Source organism: Silvibacterium sp. (assembly GCF_047605705.1).
GTDB lineage: Bacteria > Acidobacteriota > Terriglobia > Terriglobales > Acidobacteriaceae > Silvibacterium.
In genome coordinates this window covers 25,195-42,657 of sequence record NZ_JASGFD010000043.1, presented here as the reverse complement: position 1 = coordinate 42,657, position 17,463 = coordinate 25,195, and the positions used below count along the sequence as shown (strand labels likewise).

Genomic DNA, 17,463 nt, shown 5'->3' with positions numbered 1-17,463 from the left:
GATTGCTTCGGCAGCCAGCATTTCGCTGTAGGTCGGCGCCTTGGAGTAGCGCTCGGCGACACGCGCGGCTACCCGTGCGGCACGCGAGGCCGCGGGCGGCTCCATGCCGGGCAGCGGCTGCTGCGAATTCTCCTCCCCGCTCACGCGGCGAGTGCGGTGCGCACGTACGCGCGCATTGACTTCCTGTTTCCAGTCCGGCACGGATGCCAGCACGGGCTCAGTCTGCATGGGGCTCGTGGAAGCGCTCAACGTTCCTCCTCATTTCTTTCCGCTTTGCATCCGGCCGCAACTTCCGCGACAAAATCGTGCAAGGACGCGTCTGCTGTATGTAGCAACGTGCGTGGATGAAGAGAGGAAAAGAGGCTGGACACACGAGTACGTTTCATTGGCGTATACCCAATGTCGGCGAGAGAACGAAACTTCAAGCCAGAGCGGCGAACCTTCTTCCCGACGATCTCCCCAAACACAGCCTTTGCTATTCTTGAGAAGCCCCTCGCGATGAGAGTCCGCACTTTTTTGTGTACCATGCTGCTCCTGCTGTGTCACTCGCAGCTTTGGTCGCAGGCGTTGACGAAGCAGTTTCCCCTCCCCGGGGCGGCGCTCACTCCACTGTCTGCTTCCACGCCCGCGACGGCCATTTCAGGCTCGACAGATCTCCCGGAAGACGCCAGCGTCGAGAGCCAGATTCCCGAGGCTCACGTCGTTCCCGCGCCCCCGCAGGGCACGCCGGTGCGCATTCAGGCCGACTCGCAAACCTATGTGAAAACGGACAGCGGCGGCGTTTATACGCTGATCGGCCATGTCGTGATCCATTACAAGGACTACGTGATCTCCGCCGACCGCGCGACCTACAACCAGGACAGCGGCGAGGTCGTGGGCACCGGCCACCTGCACGTGGATGGCGGCCCGGACAGCGCACACCTGATGGCCGACCACGGCACGGTGAATCCGGACGCGCACACCGGCCACTTTTACGACGTGACGGGCACGCTGGGACTCGGACACAATCCGGACGACTCCCAGGCCAAGACGGTCACCAAGTTCGTCTCCGGCGCCGGCGAGGTCCAGCAGGCCAAGATCCTGCTCCAGTCCTCAAGCCCGTTCGCGGTTACCGGCAAGGAGCTGATCGAGACCGGCGAGCGCCAGTACCATGTCATCGACGGCTCGATGACCTCCTGCCGCCTGCCCAACCCGGACTGGCGGCTCATCGCGCACGATTTTCTCCTGAACAACAATGTCGCCAAGGGCGCGAACAGCTGGTTCGAGCTTGATGGCCTGCCAATGGTGCACCGCGTGCCGTTGTTCTACCTGCCGTACGTGACCCACCCCATCGATAGCGACTCCCGGCAGAGCGGCTTTGTGATCCCCTCCTTCGGCAGCGACACCACGAAGGGCCTGATCCTCGGCGAGGACTACTACCAGGTGCTCGGACGCAGCGCCGACCTTACCGTAGGCTCGCAATATTACTCGAAGCGCGGCTTCGCCCCGCGTGCCCTCTTCCGCTATCGCGGGCGCGACTACGACTTTGCCACCTTCCGCTTTGTCAGCCTGCTCGATCGCCTGCCAGGCACCGAGAACCAGGGTGGCGTGGACATGCTCTTCGACGGACGGCGCGACTTCGATTCCGAGACCCGCGCCGTTGCCGACCTCGAGTACCTGAGTTCGTACGTCTATCGCCAGGAGTTCGAAGACAACTACGTTGTCGCTATCAACTCCGAGGTCAAATCGCAGGCCTTCTTCGCGCACTCTCACAACGGCCTGGCCGAGAGCGTCGCTTTCAATCGCTACGAAAGCTACGAGAGCAGCTCGTCCACGACTTCGGGCGAGGAAGAGATCAAGATCATTCACGCGCCGACCCTGGCGTTTGACGGCGTCGACCAGTACCTGCCCGGCACTCCGCTGATGTGGGGCGTCAGCTCCAGCGGCACCGGACTCTCCCGCTCTGAGCCCGGATTCCAAACCACACACTTCATCCCGCGCCTCGATCTCGAGCCGCACCTGGCCATGCCGCTGCACTTCTCCGGCTGGAGCCTGCGGCCTGCCATTGGTGTGCGCGACACCTTCTACGGAAGCAGCCAGAATCCCGCTCCTGTCGGCGTGCTGCCGACCGAGCGCGACTCTTCCGTAAATCGCAAGGACTTTGAGGCGGATGTCGACCTGCGCGCCCCTGCACTTCAGCGCGATTTCTCGTCACCGCTGCTGGCCAAGGTCTTTGGCGCGGATATACGCCACACGATCGAGCCAGAGGTTGAATATCGCTACGTGGGCGGCATCGATAATTTCAATTCCATCCTGCGCTTCGACCCGACGGACGTCGCCAGCGACACCAACGAACTCGGCTACTTCCTGCACCAGCGCATCTATCTGCGGCCGCTGAAGCCCAAGCCCTGCAAGGGCGACGAGGCCCTGGGTCCGGATACGATGTGCAACAGCACCACCAACGCGTGGCTGAACTGGGAAATCGGCCAGAAGCTCTACTTCAACGACGATTTCGGCAAAGCCGTGACCGACCGCACCCGCAATGTGCTGGAATCGACACTCGACCTGACCGGCGTCGCCTTCCTGTCGCACCCCCGCGATTATTCGCCGATCATCTCCCGCCTGCGCATGCAGACGACCTCGACGACCAATGTCGAATGGGACATGGATTACGACACCAAGGCCGGGCGGCTGGATTCGAGCAATCTCTTCGGAACATACAAGCAGGGAGATTTCTCTTTCACCCTGGCCGACGCGCACCTGCATACGCTGGCGGGCGCCAGCGCACCCGAGGAATCGAAGACGGCCTCCGGCACCACGACCCTCACCAGTACGACCTCGAGCAACCAGGAGGTCGACTTCAACCAGCTGCGTCTTACTGCGGTCTACGGCAGCCCCATCCGGCCAGGCCTGAGCCTGGGCATGAACACCGGCTACGACTTCACCCTCGATCGGCTACAGTACGGCGGCATCCAGGCCAGCTACAACTGGGACTGCTGCGGGCTGAGCTTCGAGGTGAGGCGCTACTCGCTGGGCACGGTGCCCGAACACACCACCTACCTCTACAACTTCACGCTGGCGAACGTGGGCACAGCCGGCAGCCTCTCGTGGGCTGAACGTGTCTTCTAAAGCCGGCACCTCGGTTCGTGGATCGAGCAAAGTAAAAAGGCGGGACCTGAAGAGGTCCCGCCTTTTATATACCCTGATTATTTTGAATGAGTTAGAGCGCTGCAACCAGCTGCGGGCGAAGGCCCGCGTGCGTAACCTCGTAAAGGCAGAGGAGACGCCGCTGCATGAGGTAGTACGACGAGGCAGCCTGCTGCAGATAGAAGGGCAGGCGAATCGGCCGGCGATGGAGGATGGCGTCCATCCGAATGCGATGCATGGCGCGGCGCAGGAGGAGGGCATCCTGGCGCATGCGCTCCGCGACGATCGCTGCCTCGACCATGTTCCACCGGCTGGCGTAACCGGCCAGGGCTACCATGATTTCGGCATTCGCCTTCATCCGGCGCAGCCCCTCCGAACCGCCGAGCAGACCCCACATTTCGTCCGGCTCAAGATAAATCTGATTCTGCTGCGGCTCGATGTGGTCGCGGGCGACCAGTTCGAGGCCACCGGCGTGCATCGGCTCGAGCATGGCAACCAGCTCATCCCATTCTTTTTTGTTCAAGCCGCCCGGGACGTACAGCGACCACACCAGCGCTGCGCCAGTGGCAGCGAGAGTAGTCCCAGCGGCAATGAGAAAGGGCAGGTTCATTAGGATCGGCGCGTGTGCGGATGAACTAACTTGGCCACATAGTAGTCAAGCTCGCGCTGGCGTTCAACAAGAATTTGATGCATTTCGGGAGTTATTTCGCGAACTGGCTCATTTCTCCAAAAAACTATCATCCAGTAACCCTGGGCAAGTACCCCGGCAAAGGCACTAATCAGGAAAAGCAGGAAGTAGATAGAGCTATAACCCCAGTAACTCTGGCAAGTCTCTACCGCAAAGGTAATAAAGGCCCAGAATGTCCATCCCTGAGCCAGCCCCATAACATGATTGCGCCAGCTGAGGCCGTAGCGTCGCGCCGTGATCAGCACCACAACCGAGACCATGCAGGTAAGCATGATGGCGAAAAGGTCGCCGCGCAGCACCCAGGACCATCCGGAATTGGTCCCCTGTGGCTGCGCCAGAAAGGCGAGCCCTAACGCCAGCACCAGGCAGAGGGAGCTGGCTGCAATCCAGAAGCGCCTGGCTCCGGCCGCCCAGCGGCCGAAAGGCTTGAAAACATGGCGGGCGATCTCCACAACCACTGCAAGCTGGAGGAGGAGGTCGACGATCTGGCCGGCCCAATAGAGCCCATAGTAGATCCGCAGTTTCGTGGAAAAGAGCGGCAGCACTACGCTCTGGAGAGCATCAAAGCCCACCAACGCAGTAAAAAACGGGAAGTCTTTAGCCCTCCGGCGGACTAGCATTACGCCGAAAAGGACCGAAAGGGCGGCGAAACCCACCGCCCAAACCACAGTCTGTGTCCCGCTGAAGCCCATCAGCTAAAGACTTTACCAATGGATGGGCCTGCGCGGACAGAATCTTCTATGATTCCGCCCTATTTGCTGCCGGCGAGCCCAGTCGGGGTCGGCGGAGGCAGCGTCGCCAGACCGGCATAGGAGTTGGCAGCGAAAGCAGCAAGCAGAGAGGCGGCGAGAAGTATGTTACGGACGGTCTTGTTCATGGTGTGTCTCCTTGTAAGTTGATGGAAATATTTCTGTTGTCTTGATAAGGACTTCGGGCTACTTGCTGCCGGCAAGGCCAGTTGGTGTCGGAGGAGGTGCGGTGCAAAGGCCGGCATACGAGTTGGCGGCGAAGGCGGCGAGAAGAGAGGCGGCGAGAAGTACGTTACGGACGGTCTTGTTCATGGTGTGTCTCCTTGTAAGTTGATGGAAATATTTCTGTTGTCTTGATAAGGACTTCGGGCTACTTGCTGCCGGCAAGGCCAGTTGGTGTCGGAGGAGGTGCGGTGCAAAGGCCGGCATACGAGTTGGCGGCGAAGGCGGCGAGAAGAGAGGCGGCGAGAAGTACGTTACGGACGGTCTTGTTCATGGTGTTTCTCCTTGTAAGTCGATGGAGTGGTTGTCGTTTTCCCTACGTGCGGGCTTAGAACTACTTGCCGGCGATGCCAGTCGGGGTTGGAGGAGGTGCTGTAGACAGACCGGCATACGAGTTGGCGGCGAAGGCGGTAAGGATGGAAGCGGCGAGAAGTACATTGCGGACGGTCTTGTTCATGGGAAATCTCCTTTTAAGTAAGTTGCAGTTATCTATGAGAGTGAAGTTATGGACGGGCATCGTTCCAGACAGGCGGCGGCCATGGAAAAGACCCTGGCCGAAAACGGGCTGACTTACGCCCGGGCGTCTCTCCGAACACGCTCGAGAGGGTAGGGAGCAAATACGGAACGAAGTCTGGGGGAACGGCATGGCGAAAAAGCGCGCGAGCTGGCATGTCGCCGCCGCGGAGCGTAGCTTTCAGGCAGCTTCCCAAGAGAAGAAGTGTCCGACGCCCGAAGCTGCACAGGCATTGCGTGCATGCCCGCTGACGGGAGAGGCTTTGCTGGAAATTCACCACCGACATCTCCTGGACAAACATGCTGGAACAGCGAATGCCGACACCCGTGCACAACAGGTATCGAAAACACCCTCGAAATAGGCAGCAAAGCAATGACCAGGAAACCGCGGGAGAAAGCGTCCTTCTCAGGCGGTAAAAGAAATGACACCTGGCGCACGAGCGAGACAACTTGTTGCACACGTGCGCTGTGCAGGATATCTCCGGCACGCTGACGGCGCCGGCGGCTTACGCCCGGAATGACCAGGGGCCGGAGAATGGCAATCCCACAAACGCCGTGTCATATGTGACGGAATTACCTTCGATGCTGCTTACGCCGAATGCAGCCGCTTGTTCCCATTTTGGGACTTCATGCAGGGAACAGGCGGTTTTAAGCATGAGGCTGCTCACTTTCTCTGCAACTGCGCTCACTGCATAGCTACGAGAGTAAGCCCAGTTTCGACGTTCGACAACAAAGGAGTGAGGGTTCCAGTAAATTATCTCTTGACTTATGGGCATCTATAACTTGTTGTTGGTTGGAGCGCTTCAGCCTGATCGCTTCCCGCACGTTCCCAGCCGCAGAATGCCGCCCGATCCTTTGCCGGCGCCCGCCCGCGTCAGGTCCGGATGAGATAATCGAGCCATCCGAAAGGTGGCAGGTTTGTATCGCAATCGACTCTTCCTCTTTTGTCTCATGGCCCTTTCCGTGGCCGGCTGCCGGGCGCAAACGACCCCAGCTCCCATCGACTCGCTGACAGCCCGCAAGATCGAAGTCCTTGCCCGCACCAAGCTGAACGTGCCCACCGAGTACCAGATCTCGGTCGGAGGCCGCGAGGCCAGCACGATGCCCGGCTACGACACGGTCAAGGTCACCTTCTCGCTGCCCGGCCATCCGGACCACACCCAGAGCCTGAACTTCCTGATTTCGAAGGACGGCAACACGCTGGCCCGGCTCTCCGAGTGGGATATCTCGAAGAATCCTGCCGATCTCGTTCCGTATGCTGGCCGCCCGATGCGCGGCAACCCGGATGCCAAGGTGGTGCTGGTTAACTATGACGACCTCGAGTGCCCCTACTGCGCCCGCCTGCACGCGGAGCTCTTTCCGGAGACGCTCGACCACTATAAGGGCCTGATCAAGATCGTTTACCGCGACCTGCCGCTCGAGGAGATTCACCCCTGGGCAATGCACGCCTCGGTCGACGCCAATTGCCTGTCTGCGCAGAACGACAAAGCCTACTGGGACTACGTGGACTACCTGCACGTCCATGGGCAGGACATCACCGGCCCGGACCGCAACGTAGACAAGTCGAAGGCGCTGCTGGACAAGCTAGCGATCGAGGAAGGCGCGAAGGACGGCCTGGAGCCGACAAAGCTGAGCGCCTGCGTGAAGGCCCAGGACGAGACCGCGATCCGCGCCGAGCTGAAACAGGGCGAGAGCCTGGGCATCGAGCAGACTCCGACGCTGTTCGTAAACGGCGAGGAGATGCAGGGTGCGCTCGACACCTCGACGCTGTGGACGATCATCGATCGCGCGCTGGTCTCGGAAGGTGTTACACCTCCGCCGACTCCCAAACCCGCAGCCCCCGCGGCCGCCCCGGCCACCACCTCTGCAAAACCGGGCGCAGCTGGCACGCGTTAGAACCTGTAGAAGCGGCTTTCATATATCCTGAGGAAGCCGCTTTCCCGCGTTCCTCGCCGCATGTGACCCAGGCGGAGTGCCTGTCCGCACCGGAACGCGTTTAAGGAGAAAACCGTTTGTCCTTGAAATTCGAAGCCTGGAAATTCGAAGCCCGCAAGTCTGACGCCCGTCGTACCACCCTCTCGTTCTCGTCCCTGAGCCAGCTTTCCGCCAAGGCCGCCTCTGTTGCCACGCTGGCCGCGCTCTGCGCGCTGGCCGGCTGCCAGCGCAGCCATGGCCCGGACGTGCTCGCCACCGTGAACGGCAAGCCGATCATGAAGGCCGACGTCGAGACCCGCTACCAGGACACACTCGGCCAGTCGAACCAGCACCCCTCGCAGGAGCAGGCGAACATCATCCGCCTGAACGTGGTGCGCGACCTGATCGACGAAGAGATCCTGATGCAGCGCGCCGCGAAGCTGAACCTGACGGCGACCGATGAAGAGGTGCAGAGCAAGATCAACGAGATTAAGGCGCCCTTCACGCAGGAAGAGTTCGACAAGCGCCTGGCGCAGAAGCACCTGACGCTCGATGACCTGAAGCGCGAGATCCGCCGCGGCAAGACCGAGGAGAAGCTCTTCAACAAGGAGATCAACTCCAAGATCAACGTCACCGACTCGGACATCGCGAGCTACTACAACGCGAACAAGTCGGAGTTCAACCTGATCGAGCCGCAGTACCACCTGGCGCAGATCGTGGTGACAGGGCTGCCCGCGCCCAGCCAGCAGGCCGGCAACCTGCAGAACAGCAAGGCCAGCAACGATGCCGAGGCCAAGAAGAAGATCGAAACGCTGCACAATCGCATCGAGAGCGGCGAGGACTTCGGCATGCTCGCGGCGAACTTCTCCGAGCGTCCGGACAATGCGCAGAGCGGCGGCGACATGGGCTTCATCTCCGAGTCGCAGCTTCACTCAGATGCGGACGTCTACAACGCTGTGGCCAAGATCAAGCCCGGCCAGGTCACTGACATTCTGCCCCTCTACGAGAACACCCCGGCGGGCAAGAAGGCAGTTGGCTACGCGATTTACAAGCTGATCGACAAGCAGGCGGCAGGCCAGCGTGAACTGAACGATCCGCGCGTGCAGCAGACCATCCGCACCCAGCTGCGCGATGCCCGCTCGCAGCTGCTCAAGAACGCCTACATCGAGATGCTGCGCGACCAGTCCCGCGTGGAGAACTACCTCGCCGAAGAGATCTTCAAGAACGGCGCGCAGTAGTTCTTTTCACGCACTTCTAACAAACGCCGCCTTCGGGCGGCGTTTTTGTTTTGGGCGGACAGCAGCGCAGCGCGTGCATACTCGCACGGCGGTTATGATGGGGCGTTATGATCCGCTACGGCATTCTCGGCTTCGGCCATCATGCAGTCCGCCGCCTGCTCAAGGGCTTTCGTGAATCGAATCACTCGCAGCTCGCCGGCCTGTGGCGGCGCGATCCCGCAAAGGCCGCAGACAATGCGCGCGAGTATGCGGTCCCGCTGGTTTTCGATACACCGGAGGCGCTCTGTGCTTCTCCGGAGATCGATGCCGTCTTCGTCGCGTCCCCCGATGCGCTGCACCTGCCGCACGTATTGACCGCGCTGGCCGCGGGCAAGCCGGTGCTGTGCGAGAAGCCGCTTGCGATGAATGCTAACGAGGTGGCCCTGATGCTCTCGGCCGCGCATGGGGCGGGGCTGCCTTTTGGAGTAGCGCAGAACTTCCGCTACAACCCCAGCGTGGAACGTATGCGGCAGTGGATTGCCGAGGGCCGCATCGGGCAGCCGAGGCTTGCGCACGCGCAGTTTGCCTACGACACCAACCACAGCCCGCGGCAATGGATCTACGACCCCTCGCTGGCCTGCGGCGGACCTATCGGCGACGTGGGCGTGCATTGCATCGATGCGCTGCGCTTCGTGCTCGACGATGAGGTCACGGCAGTCTCGACGCTCGCCCATGGGGATGCAGAGTCGGGTCACGTGGAGTCTTACGCCAACATTGGACTGGCTTTCGCTTCGAGCGCGATCGGCACGGTTACGGTCACGACGCGGGCGGCCTATCGCAGCCTGGTAGAGATTACCGGCGAGAACGGCGTGATCGTCTGCGAGGATGGCCTGACTGTGGACCATCCCGTGGAGCTGGTTCTGCGGCGCGGCGGCGAGACGGTGGAATCCGTGACCATCTCGAACGCTGACGCCTATAGCCGCATGCTGGATGGCTTCTCGGCCTGGATCGAAGGCAAGGAGCGCTATCGCGCTCCCGGAACGGATAGCCTGCACAACCAGCGCATCCTGGACGCGGCCTATGCGAGCTGGCGCACGGGCACTCGCGAGACGGTCGACCCTGTACCGGCACCTTAACCTGGGCATCGACAGATCTTATTTACGGCAGCTTCTCCCTGCCACGAATATGCCCTTCCGACCAAAGCGGCTGCATGGAACGAGCGAAGAACCCGCAGTGAGATTGCTCACATCCAAAAGTCCTCGACTTGCAAGCAAAACCGCAAGTTCCTCCACTGCGCGAGGCAATGAAGCCGTCTCGCTACGGTCGGAATGACAGACTTTCTCTGAGCATCTCGGAAACAGAGATCGGCCTATGTGGATAGCGCCGGGGGAAATTGCTTGCGATGTAAAGTAATCGGCCCAGGCGCGCGAGAAAAGAAAAGCCCCCGCAGAAGCGAGGGCTTTTGTGTGCCAGTCCATTTGTCCGGCAGGCCGGGCAGGCCTTACTGCATGGTGATGCCCTGGGTCTGCTGGTCCTTCTTTTCTTCGTTGGCCTTGCGGGTCGCCATGGCCTTTTCGCGCCACTGATCGACCTGAGCCATGTCGTCCTTGAGGGCAGGGCCGTTGCCACACTCGAGATCGGCCTTGCGGCGATAGGTCAGCTGCAGGTAAGCCATCGCATCGTCATAGGAAGGACGAATCTCGACAGCCTTGTGCAGAAATTCGAGGCCTTCGCTCACGAGCGGGCCGTTCTGCGCGACGAGATCCTGGCAGGCCTTCTTGGGGAACTTGACGTTGCCCTGACCATCGTCCTGCAGTCCCGCGTTCTTGAGAGCCTGGACGGCATTGCGGTAGGCGAGGCGCCAGTCGATGGAGCCGATGGTGTACGCCGCCTCTGCATCCTGCGGGTCCACTTCGAGCACCTTCTTCTGCCATTCCTTGGCTTCCTGATACTTGTCGGTGTTGTAGTAAATGCTGGCAATACCCTTCAGGCTGTTGACGTCCTTGGGATCCTGCGAGAGCACTTCCTGGTAGTTCTGGATGGCGAGCTGAGCGTTCTTGAGATTGTCCGCGGTCGTGAGATCGGGAACAACCTGCTGTGCGTAAGCGGTAGCCAGGTAAGCGCGGGCCATGGGCAGGGTCGGGTCATCGTTGACCGCTTCCTGGAAGTGATTGATGGCCTCTTCGTACTTCGCGCTCTTGTACGCCTGGACTCCCTTATTCAGCTGATCGCGGGCCTTGAGGCGCTGGCACCCGGTCATCAAGACCAGCAACGAAAGCGTCGCGGCGGTCATCACCGGAAAACGTGCAATTCGATTCATTCTGTATCTCGTCTCCTTCGAATCGCCAGGCGGGCCCTGACAATTGGGATGCTTCAAGGTCGCGAATGGGAGAAACTCCCCGCGCTGCTGATTGTAATTCGTTTGCGCCTTTAGGCAAGCCTCAGGGACAAACAGGGACGTTGCGGACGGCAGCGCACTCCCTGGGGTAGAAGGCGGGCGCCCGATGCGGGAAAAGCGGGCCTACTGGCCCGCTTCAATCTTGGGAGTGAGAAGACCGACGTGGTCGATGCCTGCGGCATGGGCGATGTCGACAACTTCAGCTACCGACTCGAAGTTGAGATTCGGATCGCCCTTGACGAACATGACCTTGGTCGCGCGCGTCGCGAAGATCGCATCCAGCTTGCTCTGGATCTGCTCCTTCTGCACGTCGTCCTGGTTGATCTTATAGGTGGGCACGCCGCCGGCTGCGCCATTGATCTGCACAACGATAGCGGTGTCGTTGTCCTGCTGCTGCGGCGTCTTCGGAGGCTGGGGAACCAGCGCATCCAGGCCGTGCGGAGTGACCGGCACGATGACCATGAAGATGATCAGCAGCACCAGCAGCACGTCGATCATCGGCGTTACGTTGATGTCGGAATTAAGGCCGCTGCCGCCGCCAGTTCCCATTGCCATAGGTCAGTTCCTCATCTCTTCAAAAAGATCTGTGCTGTGAAAGCCTTTGCTGCTTGCGCCTGGACTACTGGCCGCCCGACGGAGGCGCGGTTGCTGGCGCCTGCTGCTCGGTGAGCAGTCCGATTTCGTCCACACCCGAGGTGCGAACCGCATCGACGGCATCTTCCACGCTGCCGTAATGGGAGCGGGCGTCGGCACGGAAGTACACCATCTTGGATGTCTTGTTCTGAAGCAGGTCCGTCACTTTGGGGCCGAGATCGGCCAGCGTGACCTGGTCCTTGTTCAGATAAATTCTGCTGTCGCGGGTGACCGCAACGGTAACGGCGTCTTCCTTGCTGGCGTCATCCATGGCGATCGCGTTCTTGCTTCGTGCCAGTGTGACGTTGACCTTGTTGTTCAGCATGGGCGTGATGACCATGAAGATGATCAGCAGCACCAGCATGACGTCCACCATGGGGGTGACGTTGATGTTGGAGTTTACCTTCTTGCCTTCGTCTCTCTTAACTAGTGCCATGCTTAACTCCCCTGGTCTTCTGTCGTCCGTGAACGGATACAACGGCTGGCTGCCAACGGGTTCAAGAACCACCCGGGCTGCCCGTTCGCGCAGCACCCCTCGCGCCGACCCAGGTGAAATTTTGGGCGTTGGCAGCGGAGCGGAACTCCGCTGCCAACGTGTGATTCCCGTTACTTCCCTGTTTCGTCAGGGCAGAGCGAATTAGCGGCGGCCGCTCTGCTTGATGAAGTAGTCGATCAGTTCGCTCGACGAGTTGTCCATCTCGACGTCGAAAGCTTCGACCTTGTTGGTGAAGTAGTTGAAGGTCATAACGGCCGGGATAGCGACCAGCAGACCGAAGGCGGTGGTGACCAGGGCTTCCGAGATACCGCCGGCGACCGCACCGATACCGGGGGTCTTCTGGGTGGCGATTTCCTGGAAGGCCTTAAGGATACCGGCAACCGTACCGAACAGACCGACGAAGGGAGCCGTCGAACCGATGGTGGCCAGGCCGCCGAGACCGCGCTTCAGCTTGGCATGAACGATCGCCTCGGCACGCTCGAGGGCGCGCTTGGACGACTCGATCTGCTCAGCGGTCACGGTGCCGCCGCCGCCGTAGTTGCGGAACTCCTGCAGACCGGCGGTGACAACTTCCGCCAGGTGCGACTTCTTGTTGCGATCGGCAACCTTCACCGCTTCGTCCAGCTTGCCTTCCTTGAGGGCGCCGGCAACGCGAGGAGCGAACTCACGCGACTGCTTGCGGGCTGCCGCGAAGTAGAGGTAGCGGTCGATGATCACGGCCAGCGACCAGATCGACATGATGAAGAGCACCAACACAACGCCACGGGCCAGCCAGCCCATGTTGTTCCACAGGTCAACGGGGCTGAAACCTACGGACGTCTGCTGATCCTGAAAGAAGCCCAGCGCGGCCGGATGAAACGCAAGCTGATTGAGATGAGCGAGAATCACTGAATCTTTCCTCCTAGGGAGTAACTTCTGGAATCACAAGTTCACAAGTTAAGCGGCTGCGGATTGCTTTCCCCGGTAGTCCCGGATCGGCGTACTCCGAAAATCAACCACCGAGGGTAAAGATCACGTTGACCTGGGTTTCCACCTCCACCGCCTCGCCGTTGAGGAGGTAGGGCTTGTAACGCCAGGTTTTCACGGCCGAGAGCGCCGCAGACTGGAGCATCGGAGGACCGCTGATGACTCTCAGACCTTCGATCGAACCGGTCTTGGAGATCGTCGCCTGCAGAACAACCGTACCTTGGATGCGTGCAGCCTTGGCAATGGCCGGATACTGGGGCTGATCGCCGCTGAGCTTGTTACCGGCAACCACACCGGCCGACACAGCGATCTTCTTGGGAGCAGCAGCCTTGACGACCGGAGCAGGACCCGAGCCGATGCCGCCCAGGATGCCGCCCATTACGCCGCCGGCGCTGCCGCCAGCCATACCGTCCATGCCGGCCACGCCAGCGTCAGACGGCGGTGGCGCATCTTCATGCACCATCTTGATTTCTTTAGGAATGGTCCGGGGCGCGGCCATCGCATTCAGCGTCGGCACGACCTTGACCTGGTGCACCGGAGCCGGCGGCGGTGGTGGTGGCGGCGGCGGTGGCGGAGGTGGCGCGACCAGCAGCGTGCTCATGGCCGCCTTCGGAAGAGCCTCGGGGTAAATCAGCGGAACCAGGATCAGAGCAGCGAGGATCGAACCGTTGAGCAGCACTCCAACAAAGATGAAGTACTTGCTTTTCGTCTTGATCTTGCCACCCGACTCCATGAGAGCGTCTTGAAACATGGCCTACCTCGATCGTGCGAATCTTGTTACCACCTATAGACACCAACCCGGTACAGTTTTGTTCCCAAAAAATTGAATCTAAATTTCCGGGTGAAAAAGGCGGGTCTTGAATCTATAACACAGCAACCATACGACTGAAAACCCGCGCCGGGGCGCGGGCTTTTCTTTGCTATGCGCGTGCTTTCTTGGATGCAGGAAGCACGGCAGCCTTGCCACGCTTCGCGCGCCATTCCTGATAGGCCACCAGCATCGGCGCCGCCACAGCGATCGAGGAGTAGGTGCCGATGAGGATGCCGATCACCAGGGCGAAGGAGAAGCCACGCAGCACTTCACCACCGAACACGTACAGCGACAGCACGGTGAGGAAGGTGAGGCCGGACGTCAGCACGGTTCTGCTCAGCGTCTGGTTGATGCTGCGGTTCACCACGTCCGCCAGCGGTTCACGGCGGCTGAGGCGCAGGTTCTCGCGGATACGATCGAAGACCACGATGGTGTCGTTCATCGAGTAACCGATGAGCGTGAGGATCGCGGCGATGACGGTGAGCGAGATCTCCTGGTTCTTGAGCGAGAAGGCGCCGACGGTGATCAGCGTGTCATGGAAGACCGCGACCACGGCGGCTACGCCGTAGATCAGCTCGAAGCGGAACCAGAGATAGACGAGCATGCCAGCCAGCGAATAGAGCGTCGCCAGCAGGGCCTGCTTGCGCAGCTGCGCGCCCACCTGCGGTCCGACGATCTCCACGTTGCGCACGGCGAAGCCGGAGAGGAACGAACTCTGCTTGAGGTCATTCACGACGGCCGGCGTGGCCACGCTTGAGAGGCTGTCGACCGAAGGCAACAGGCCGCCGTTCTGGTTGTCACGGAAGTTCAGGATCGCGTTCGCCTGCTCGGTGTAATGAGCCGTTGCCGCCTCGTTGTTGCCGAGGTGCTCGGCATCATGCTCGACGAGCCACGGCGTCAGTGCGCTCTTGCCGGCATTGTCGAGATCGAGCTTGCCCTGATTCGAAGGGCCGGTCGCCGAATAATTGTTGGTTAACGTAGCAACAATCGCCTCGCGACCACGGTCGAGAGCGGACTCGCTGGTCTGCGACTCGGCCAGCGTGATCAGCACTTCATGGCCTGTGGCGGGACCGTAGTCCTGGGTGCGCACATCCTTGAGGCCGGCCTTGTCCGCGGCGGCGCGAATCTTCTCAAGATCCGGCGCCTGGTCGAACTTCACGCGAACGACCGTGCCGCCCTTGAAGTCGACATCGAGCGGGAGGTGATGCCAGAAGAGCATCGACAGCACGCCGGCGACGCTGAAAATGAGTGAGAACCCGAGGAAGAACCACTTCTTCCCCAGCCAGTCGATCTTCACTTCACGAAACAGTTCCACGAAAGCATCCCTCAGGGGCAACGGCCCCGGGCATTTCTAACTTTTCCCCGGCAGGCTTCTCAGCCTGCCGGTCTTGCAGATCCCATCTGGCCGCCTGCAGCGCAATCGCGTGGGCGGCCAGTCCCGGCTCGATCGTCTAGATCGAGAGCGCCCCACCACGCTGCTTGCGGTTCAGGTTCGCGTCGAAGATCGTGCGCGAAACGAAGACCGCCGTAAACAGGTTGGCGAAGAGACCGAAGGACAGCGTGACGGCGAAGCCGCGCACCGGACCGGTACCGAAGATAAACAGGATGATCGCCGAAACGATGGTCGTCACGTGCGTATCGAGGATCGTCGTCCACGCATGCGCAAAGCCCTGCTCGACGGACGCAGACGGGCTCTTGCCCGCGCGCATTTCTTCGCGGATACGCTCGAAGATCAGCACGTTCGAGTCGACGCCCATACCGATGGTCAGGATGACGCCGGCGATGCCGGGCAGCGTGAGCACCGAGTGCGTGTAACCCATGAAGCCGAGCAGGATGACCAGGTTCAGGAAGAGAGCCAGATCGGCGTTGATGCCCGCGCCACGGTAGTAGATGAGCATGAAGAGCATGACCGCGATCATGCCCACGAGCGAGGCCATTACACCCTGGTGGATGGAGTCAGCACCGAGCGAGGGACCGACCGTGCTCTCCTGCAGGTAGTGCAGCGAAGCGGGCAGCGAGCCGGTGTTCAGCAGCATGGCCAGATCGTTCGCCGAGTCGGTGGTCATATTGCCGCCGCTGATGTTGCCCTGGTCGCGGATCTGGTCGTGGATCGTCGCCGCTTCCTGGATCTTGCCGTCCATGGTGATGGCGAGGTATTTGCCCTTGTTCGCGCCGGTGAAGTCCGCGAAGTGATCGCCTGCCGCCGTGGTCAGGAAGAAATCGACCTCGGGCATGTTGGTGTTCGGGTTCTGGCTGACACGCGCGCTGCGGATGTCGGTGCCGCCCACCTCGGCTACGCGCTTCAGCTCATACCATTCGACGTTGCCCGACGACGAGGCGCCCGGCTTGGTCGGCAGCAGCAGCTCGTCGACCGGCACCGTGCCGCCCAGCTGCTGAAGAGCATCCTGCTCGCTGGTGTAGGGACCGCCGTCGACGGCGTGGATCTCGAGGCGCGCGGTGGACTGGATCACGTCCTTGACCCGGCCGAGATCGTCGACACCCGGCAGCTCGACGAGGATCTGGTTGCTGCCCAGGTTGTATTCCTGGATGACCGGCTCGCTGGTGCCGAGCTCGTTCACGCGCTGGGTGATGACCTGGATCGACTGATCCATCGCGGCCTTCTTCAGCGCGTCGACCTCGGAGGGCTTCATGGTCAGCGTGAGCGTATTGTTCGCGCCGGAGGCGATGTCATACGCGGTGCCGTACTTGGCGTCGATGGTGCTGCGCACATCGCTGCTCTTGTCGGCCGGGATACCCGCAATATTGATGACGTCGGTCCGCGAGGTGTCCGGCGTAACCGAGCCCACCGTGATGCCGGCCTGCTGGAGGTCGGTCTGGATGTGCGAGGCGTCGCTGTCGCGGGTGATGCCGACGGCCTCATCCACCATGACCTGCAGGATCAGGTGCGTACCGCCCCGCAGATCGAGACCGAGGTTGATCCGCTGCAGGAGAGCGTCTTTCAGGGCAGAGCTGCTGAGGCCCTTCGGCACGCCGATGATGCCGCCGATGAAGAACAGCAGGACGGCGATGATGACAACGACTTTAGTGGTCAGATTCTTACGCATGGACTCGAATCAACTTCCTACGCATGGAGCTGGGTAGAGCTGGGGCACAGCAGAGGTGGTGAGGAGAAGACAAGCGGCAGCTACTTCGCCGCCTCGTCGGTGGTCACCGAGGCGATTGCGCTCTTCACCACTTCGATCTTGATATTGTCCGGTGCGACCCGCAGGGTAATCGCGTCATCCTTAATCGAAAGGATCGTTCCGCGAATGCCGCCGTTGGTCGTCACGCGGTCACCCGACTTCAGATTGCCGAGCATCTGCTGCCACGTCTGCTGCCGCTTCTGGTTCGGGCGGATAAGCAGGAAATAAAAGACCACGATGATCAGAACGAAGGGCAGGAACTGTAGGACGCCGGGAGGAAGCGCGGCAGCCAGCAAGAGAGTCGGTGTCAACACACAATCCTTTTTTGGCCGCACCCGGATTCCGGGCCCGGACCATGGGAAACTCGGGGTGTTTCGGAGGGAAGGCCCCGGAGGCCAGGCGGGTCACCTTTGCCGGAGGCTTTGAACAGCATAGGCTGCTTCCTTCGTTTGCACTTGCCCGGCAGCCTGCCGGCCTTTCCACCCCGATCGCTGGGGCTTGAAACTCGCGTGGAAATGACCTGGGGGCGCCTAGCAATTTAGCATCGCTGACCGGATAGGCCCTGTCAAGGAGCCGTTTACTTGCCC

Annotated in this window: 20 protein-coding genes; 5 read left to right on the top strand and 15 right to left on the bottom strand. The window is 60.9% G+C overall.

Translation table 11 applies throughout. The annotated features are described in order from the left end of the window. Positions 1-249: hypothetical protein (locus QM649_RS15080; protein WP_415199883.1), on the bottom strand; the 249-nt coding region annotated here is incomplete at its 3' end. Between the two features lie 249 nt (positions 250-498). On the opposite strand from QM649_RS15080, the gene QM649_RS15075 reads away from it, so the two are divergent. Continuing rightward, positions 499-3,108 carry an LPS-assembly protein LptD gene (locus QM649_RS15075; protein WP_415199882.1) on the top strand — a complete coding sequence of 870 codons (2,610 nt, stop codon included), beginning with the start codon at positions 499-501 and terminating at the stop codon, positions 3,106-3,108. 91 nt (positions 3,109-3,199) lie between these two features. Here the strand turns inward: QM649_RS15075 and QM649_RS15070 are convergent, their stop codons facing one another. The 6 genes from QM649_RS15070 to QM649_RS15045 all read right to left on the bottom strand — a co-directional run bounded on the left by QM649_RS15070 (position 3,200) and on the right by QM649_RS15045 (position 5,242). After that, positions 3,200-3,736 carry a hypothetical protein gene (locus tag QM649_RS15070; protein WP_415199881.1) on the bottom strand — a complete coding sequence of 179 codons (537 nt, stop codon included), beginning with the start codon at positions 3,734-3,736 and terminating at the stop codon, positions 3,200-3,202. Then, positions 3,736-4,470 carry a hypothetical protein gene (locus QM649_RS15065; RefSeq protein ID WP_415199880.1) on the bottom strand — a complete coding sequence of 245 codons (735 nt, stop codon included), beginning with the start codon at positions 4,468-4,470 and terminating at the stop codon, positions 3,736-3,738. The genes QM649_RS15070 and QM649_RS15065 overlap by 1 nt, the downstream gene beginning before the upstream one ends. A 95-nt stretch (positions 4,471-4,565) precedes the next feature. Next, positions 4,566-4,691 (bottom strand): hypothetical protein, encoded by a 126-nt coding sequence (locus tag QM649_RS15060; RefSeq protein ID WP_415199879.1) that lies wholly within the window; start codon positions 4,689-4,691, stop codon positions 4,566-4,568. Between the two features lie 58 nt (positions 4,692-4,749). Next, positions 4,750-4,875, bottom strand: coding sequence for a hypothetical protein (locus QM649_RS15055; protein WP_415199878.1), 126 nt, complete (start codon positions 4,873-4,875; stop codon positions 4,750-4,752). Between the two features lie 58 nt (positions 4,876-4,933). Continuing rightward, positions 4,934-5,059, bottom strand: a complete 126-nt coding sequence (locus tag QM649_RS15050) for a hypothetical protein (RefSeq protein WP_415199878.1) — start codon at positions 5,057-5,059, stop codon at positions 4,934-4,936. 60 nt (positions 5,060-5,119) lie between these two features. Beyond that, positions 5,120-5,242, bottom strand: a complete 123-nt coding sequence (locus QM649_RS15045) for a hypothetical protein (protein ID WP_415199877.1) — start codon at positions 5,240-5,242, stop codon at positions 5,120-5,122. 187 nt (positions 5,243-5,429) lie between these two features. Between QM649_RS15045 and QM649_RS15040 the strand changes: the two genes are divergently transcribed. From QM649_RS15040 to QM649_RS15025, 4 genes are all read left to right on the top strand, one after another. Further along, positions 5,430-5,660 carry a hypothetical protein gene (locus QM649_RS15040; RefSeq protein WP_415199876.1) on the top strand — a complete coding sequence of 77 codons (231 nt, stop codon included), beginning with the start codon at positions 5,430-5,432 and terminating at the stop codon, positions 5,658-5,660. Positions 5,661-6,216: 556 nt separating this feature from the next. Next, positions 6,217-7,194: a DsbA family protein gene (locus tag QM649_RS15035; RefSeq protein WP_415199875.1), complete on the top strand. Its 978-nt coding sequence runs from the start codon at positions 6,217-6,219 to the stop codon at positions 7,192-7,194. Between the two features lie 122 nt (positions 7,195-7,316). Beyond that, positions 7,317-8,450 (top strand): SurA N-terminal domain-containing protein, encoded by a 1,134-nt coding sequence (locus tag QM649_RS15030; protein ID WP_415199874.1) that lies wholly within the window; start codon positions 7,317-7,319, stop codon positions 8,448-8,450. Between the two features lie 107 nt (positions 8,451-8,557). Beyond that, complete coding sequence (locus QM649_RS15025; protein WP_415199873.1) at positions 8,558-9,565, top strand: Gfo/Idh/MocA family protein; 1,008 nt, start codon at positions 8,558-8,560, stop codon at positions 9,563-9,565. Between the two features lie 365 nt (positions 9,566-9,930). On the opposite strand, the gene QM649_RS15020 is transcribed toward QM649_RS15025, so the two are convergent. From QM649_RS15020 to yajC, 8 genes are all read right to left on the bottom strand, one after another. After that, positions 9,931-10,749 (bottom strand): tetratricopeptide repeat protein, encoded by an 819-nt coding sequence (locus tag QM649_RS15020; protein WP_415199872.1) that lies wholly within the window; start codon positions 10,747-10,749, stop codon positions 9,931-9,933. A 201-nt stretch (positions 10,750-10,950) separates the two neighbouring features. Next, a complete protein-coding gene (locus tag QM649_RS15015) occupies positions 10,951-11,382 on the bottom strand; it encodes an ExbD/TolR family protein (protein WP_415199871.1) in 432 nt (143 codons plus the stop codon). A gap of 64 nt (positions 11,383-11,446) precedes the next feature. Beyond that, positions 11,447-11,896, bottom strand: a complete 450-nt coding sequence (locus QM649_RS15010; protein WP_415199870.1) for an ExbD/TolR family protein — start codon at positions 11,894-11,896, stop codon at positions 11,447-11,449. A 201-nt stretch (positions 11,897-12,097) separates the two neighbouring features. Next, complete coding sequence (locus tag QM649_RS15005) at positions 12,098-12,844, bottom strand: MotA/TolQ/ExbB proton channel family protein (RefSeq protein WP_415199869.1); 747 nt, start codon at positions 12,842-12,844, stop codon at positions 12,098-12,100. A 103-nt stretch (positions 12,845-12,947) separates the two neighbouring features. Further along, positions 12,948-13,673 carry a TonB family protein gene (locus QM649_RS15000; protein ID WP_415199868.1) on the bottom strand — a complete coding sequence of 242 codons (726 nt, stop codon included), beginning with the start codon at positions 13,671-13,673 and terminating at the stop codon, positions 12,948-12,950. A gap of 169 nt (positions 13,674-13,842) precedes the next feature. After that, on the bottom strand, positions 13,843-15,048 hold the full coding sequence (gene secF, locus QM649_RS14995) for a protein translocase subunit SecF (RefSeq protein WP_415199867.1): 1,206 nt from the start codon (positions 15,046-15,048) through the stop codon (positions 13,843-13,845). 136 nt (positions 15,049-15,184) lie between these two features. Continuing rightward, positions 15,185-16,798 (bottom strand): protein translocase subunit SecD, encoded by a 1,614-nt coding sequence (gene secD / locus QM649_RS14990; protein ID WP_415199866.1) that lies wholly within the window; start codon positions 16,796-16,798, stop codon positions 15,185-15,187. A gap of 80 nt (positions 16,799-16,878) precedes the next feature. Then, positions 16,879-17,187, bottom strand: a complete 309-nt coding sequence (yajC, locus tag QM649_RS14985) for a preprotein translocase subunit YajC (protein WP_415199865.1) — start codon at positions 17,185-17,187, stop codon at positions 16,879-16,881. Positions 17,188-17,463: the final 276 nt, after the last annotated feature.

What these genes read in the sequence shown, in the direction of transcription:
- QM649_RS15075 (WP_415199882.1), top strand. Translation starts at nt 499, where the DNA reads ATGAGAGTCCGCACTTTTTTGTGTACCATGCTGCTCCTGCTGTGTCAC.
- secD (WP_415199866.1), bottom strand. Translation starts at nt 16,798, where the DNA reads ATGCGTAAGAATCTGACCACTAAAGTCGTTGTCATCATCGCCGTCCTG.
- QM649_RS15055 (WP_415199878.1), bottom strand. Translation starts at nt 4,875, where the DNA reads ATGAACAAGACCGTCCGTAACGTACTTCTCGCCGCCTCTCTTCTCGCC.
- QM649_RS15050 (WP_415199878.1), bottom strand. Translation starts at nt 5,059, where the DNA reads ATGAACAAGACCGTCCGTAACGTACTTCTCGCCGCCTCTCTTCTCGCC.
- QM649_RS15020 (WP_415199872.1), bottom strand. Translation starts at nt 10,749, where the DNA reads ATGAATCGAATTGCACGTTTTCCGGTGATGACCGCCGCGACGCTTTCG.
- QM649_RS15025 (WP_415199873.1), top strand. Translation starts at nt 8,558, where the DNA reads ATGATCCGCTACGGCATTCTCGGCTTCGGCCATCATGCAGTCCGCCGC.
- QM649_RS15060 (WP_415199879.1), bottom strand. Translation starts at nt 4,691, where the DNA reads ATGAACAAGACCGTCCGTAACATACTTCTCGCCGCCTCTCTGCTTGCT.
- QM649_RS15000 (WP_415199868.1), bottom strand. Translation starts at nt 13,673, where the DNA reads ATGTTTCAAGACGCTCTCATGGAGTCGGGTGGCAAGATCAAGACGAAA.
- QM649_RS15015 (WP_415199871.1), bottom strand. Translation starts at nt 11,382, where the DNA reads ATGGCAATGGGAACTGGCGGCGGCAGCGGCCTTAATTCCGACATCAAC.
- QM649_RS15045 (WP_415199877.1), bottom strand. Translation starts at nt 5,242, where the DNA reads ATGAACAAGACCGTCCGCAATGTACTTCTCGCCGCTTCCATCCTTACC.
- QM649_RS15010 (WP_415199870.1), bottom strand. Translation starts at nt 11,896, where the DNA reads ATGGCACTAGTTAAGAGAGACGAAGGCAAGAAGGTAAACTCCAACATC.
- QM649_RS15040 (WP_415199876.1), top strand. Translation starts at nt 5,430, where the DNA reads ATGGCGAAAAAGCGCGCGAGCTGGCATGTCGCCGCCGCGGAGCGTAGC.
- QM649_RS15070 (WP_415199881.1), bottom strand. Translation starts at nt 3,736, where the DNA reads ATGAACCTGCCCTTTCTCATTGCCGCTGGGACTACTCTCGCTGCCACT.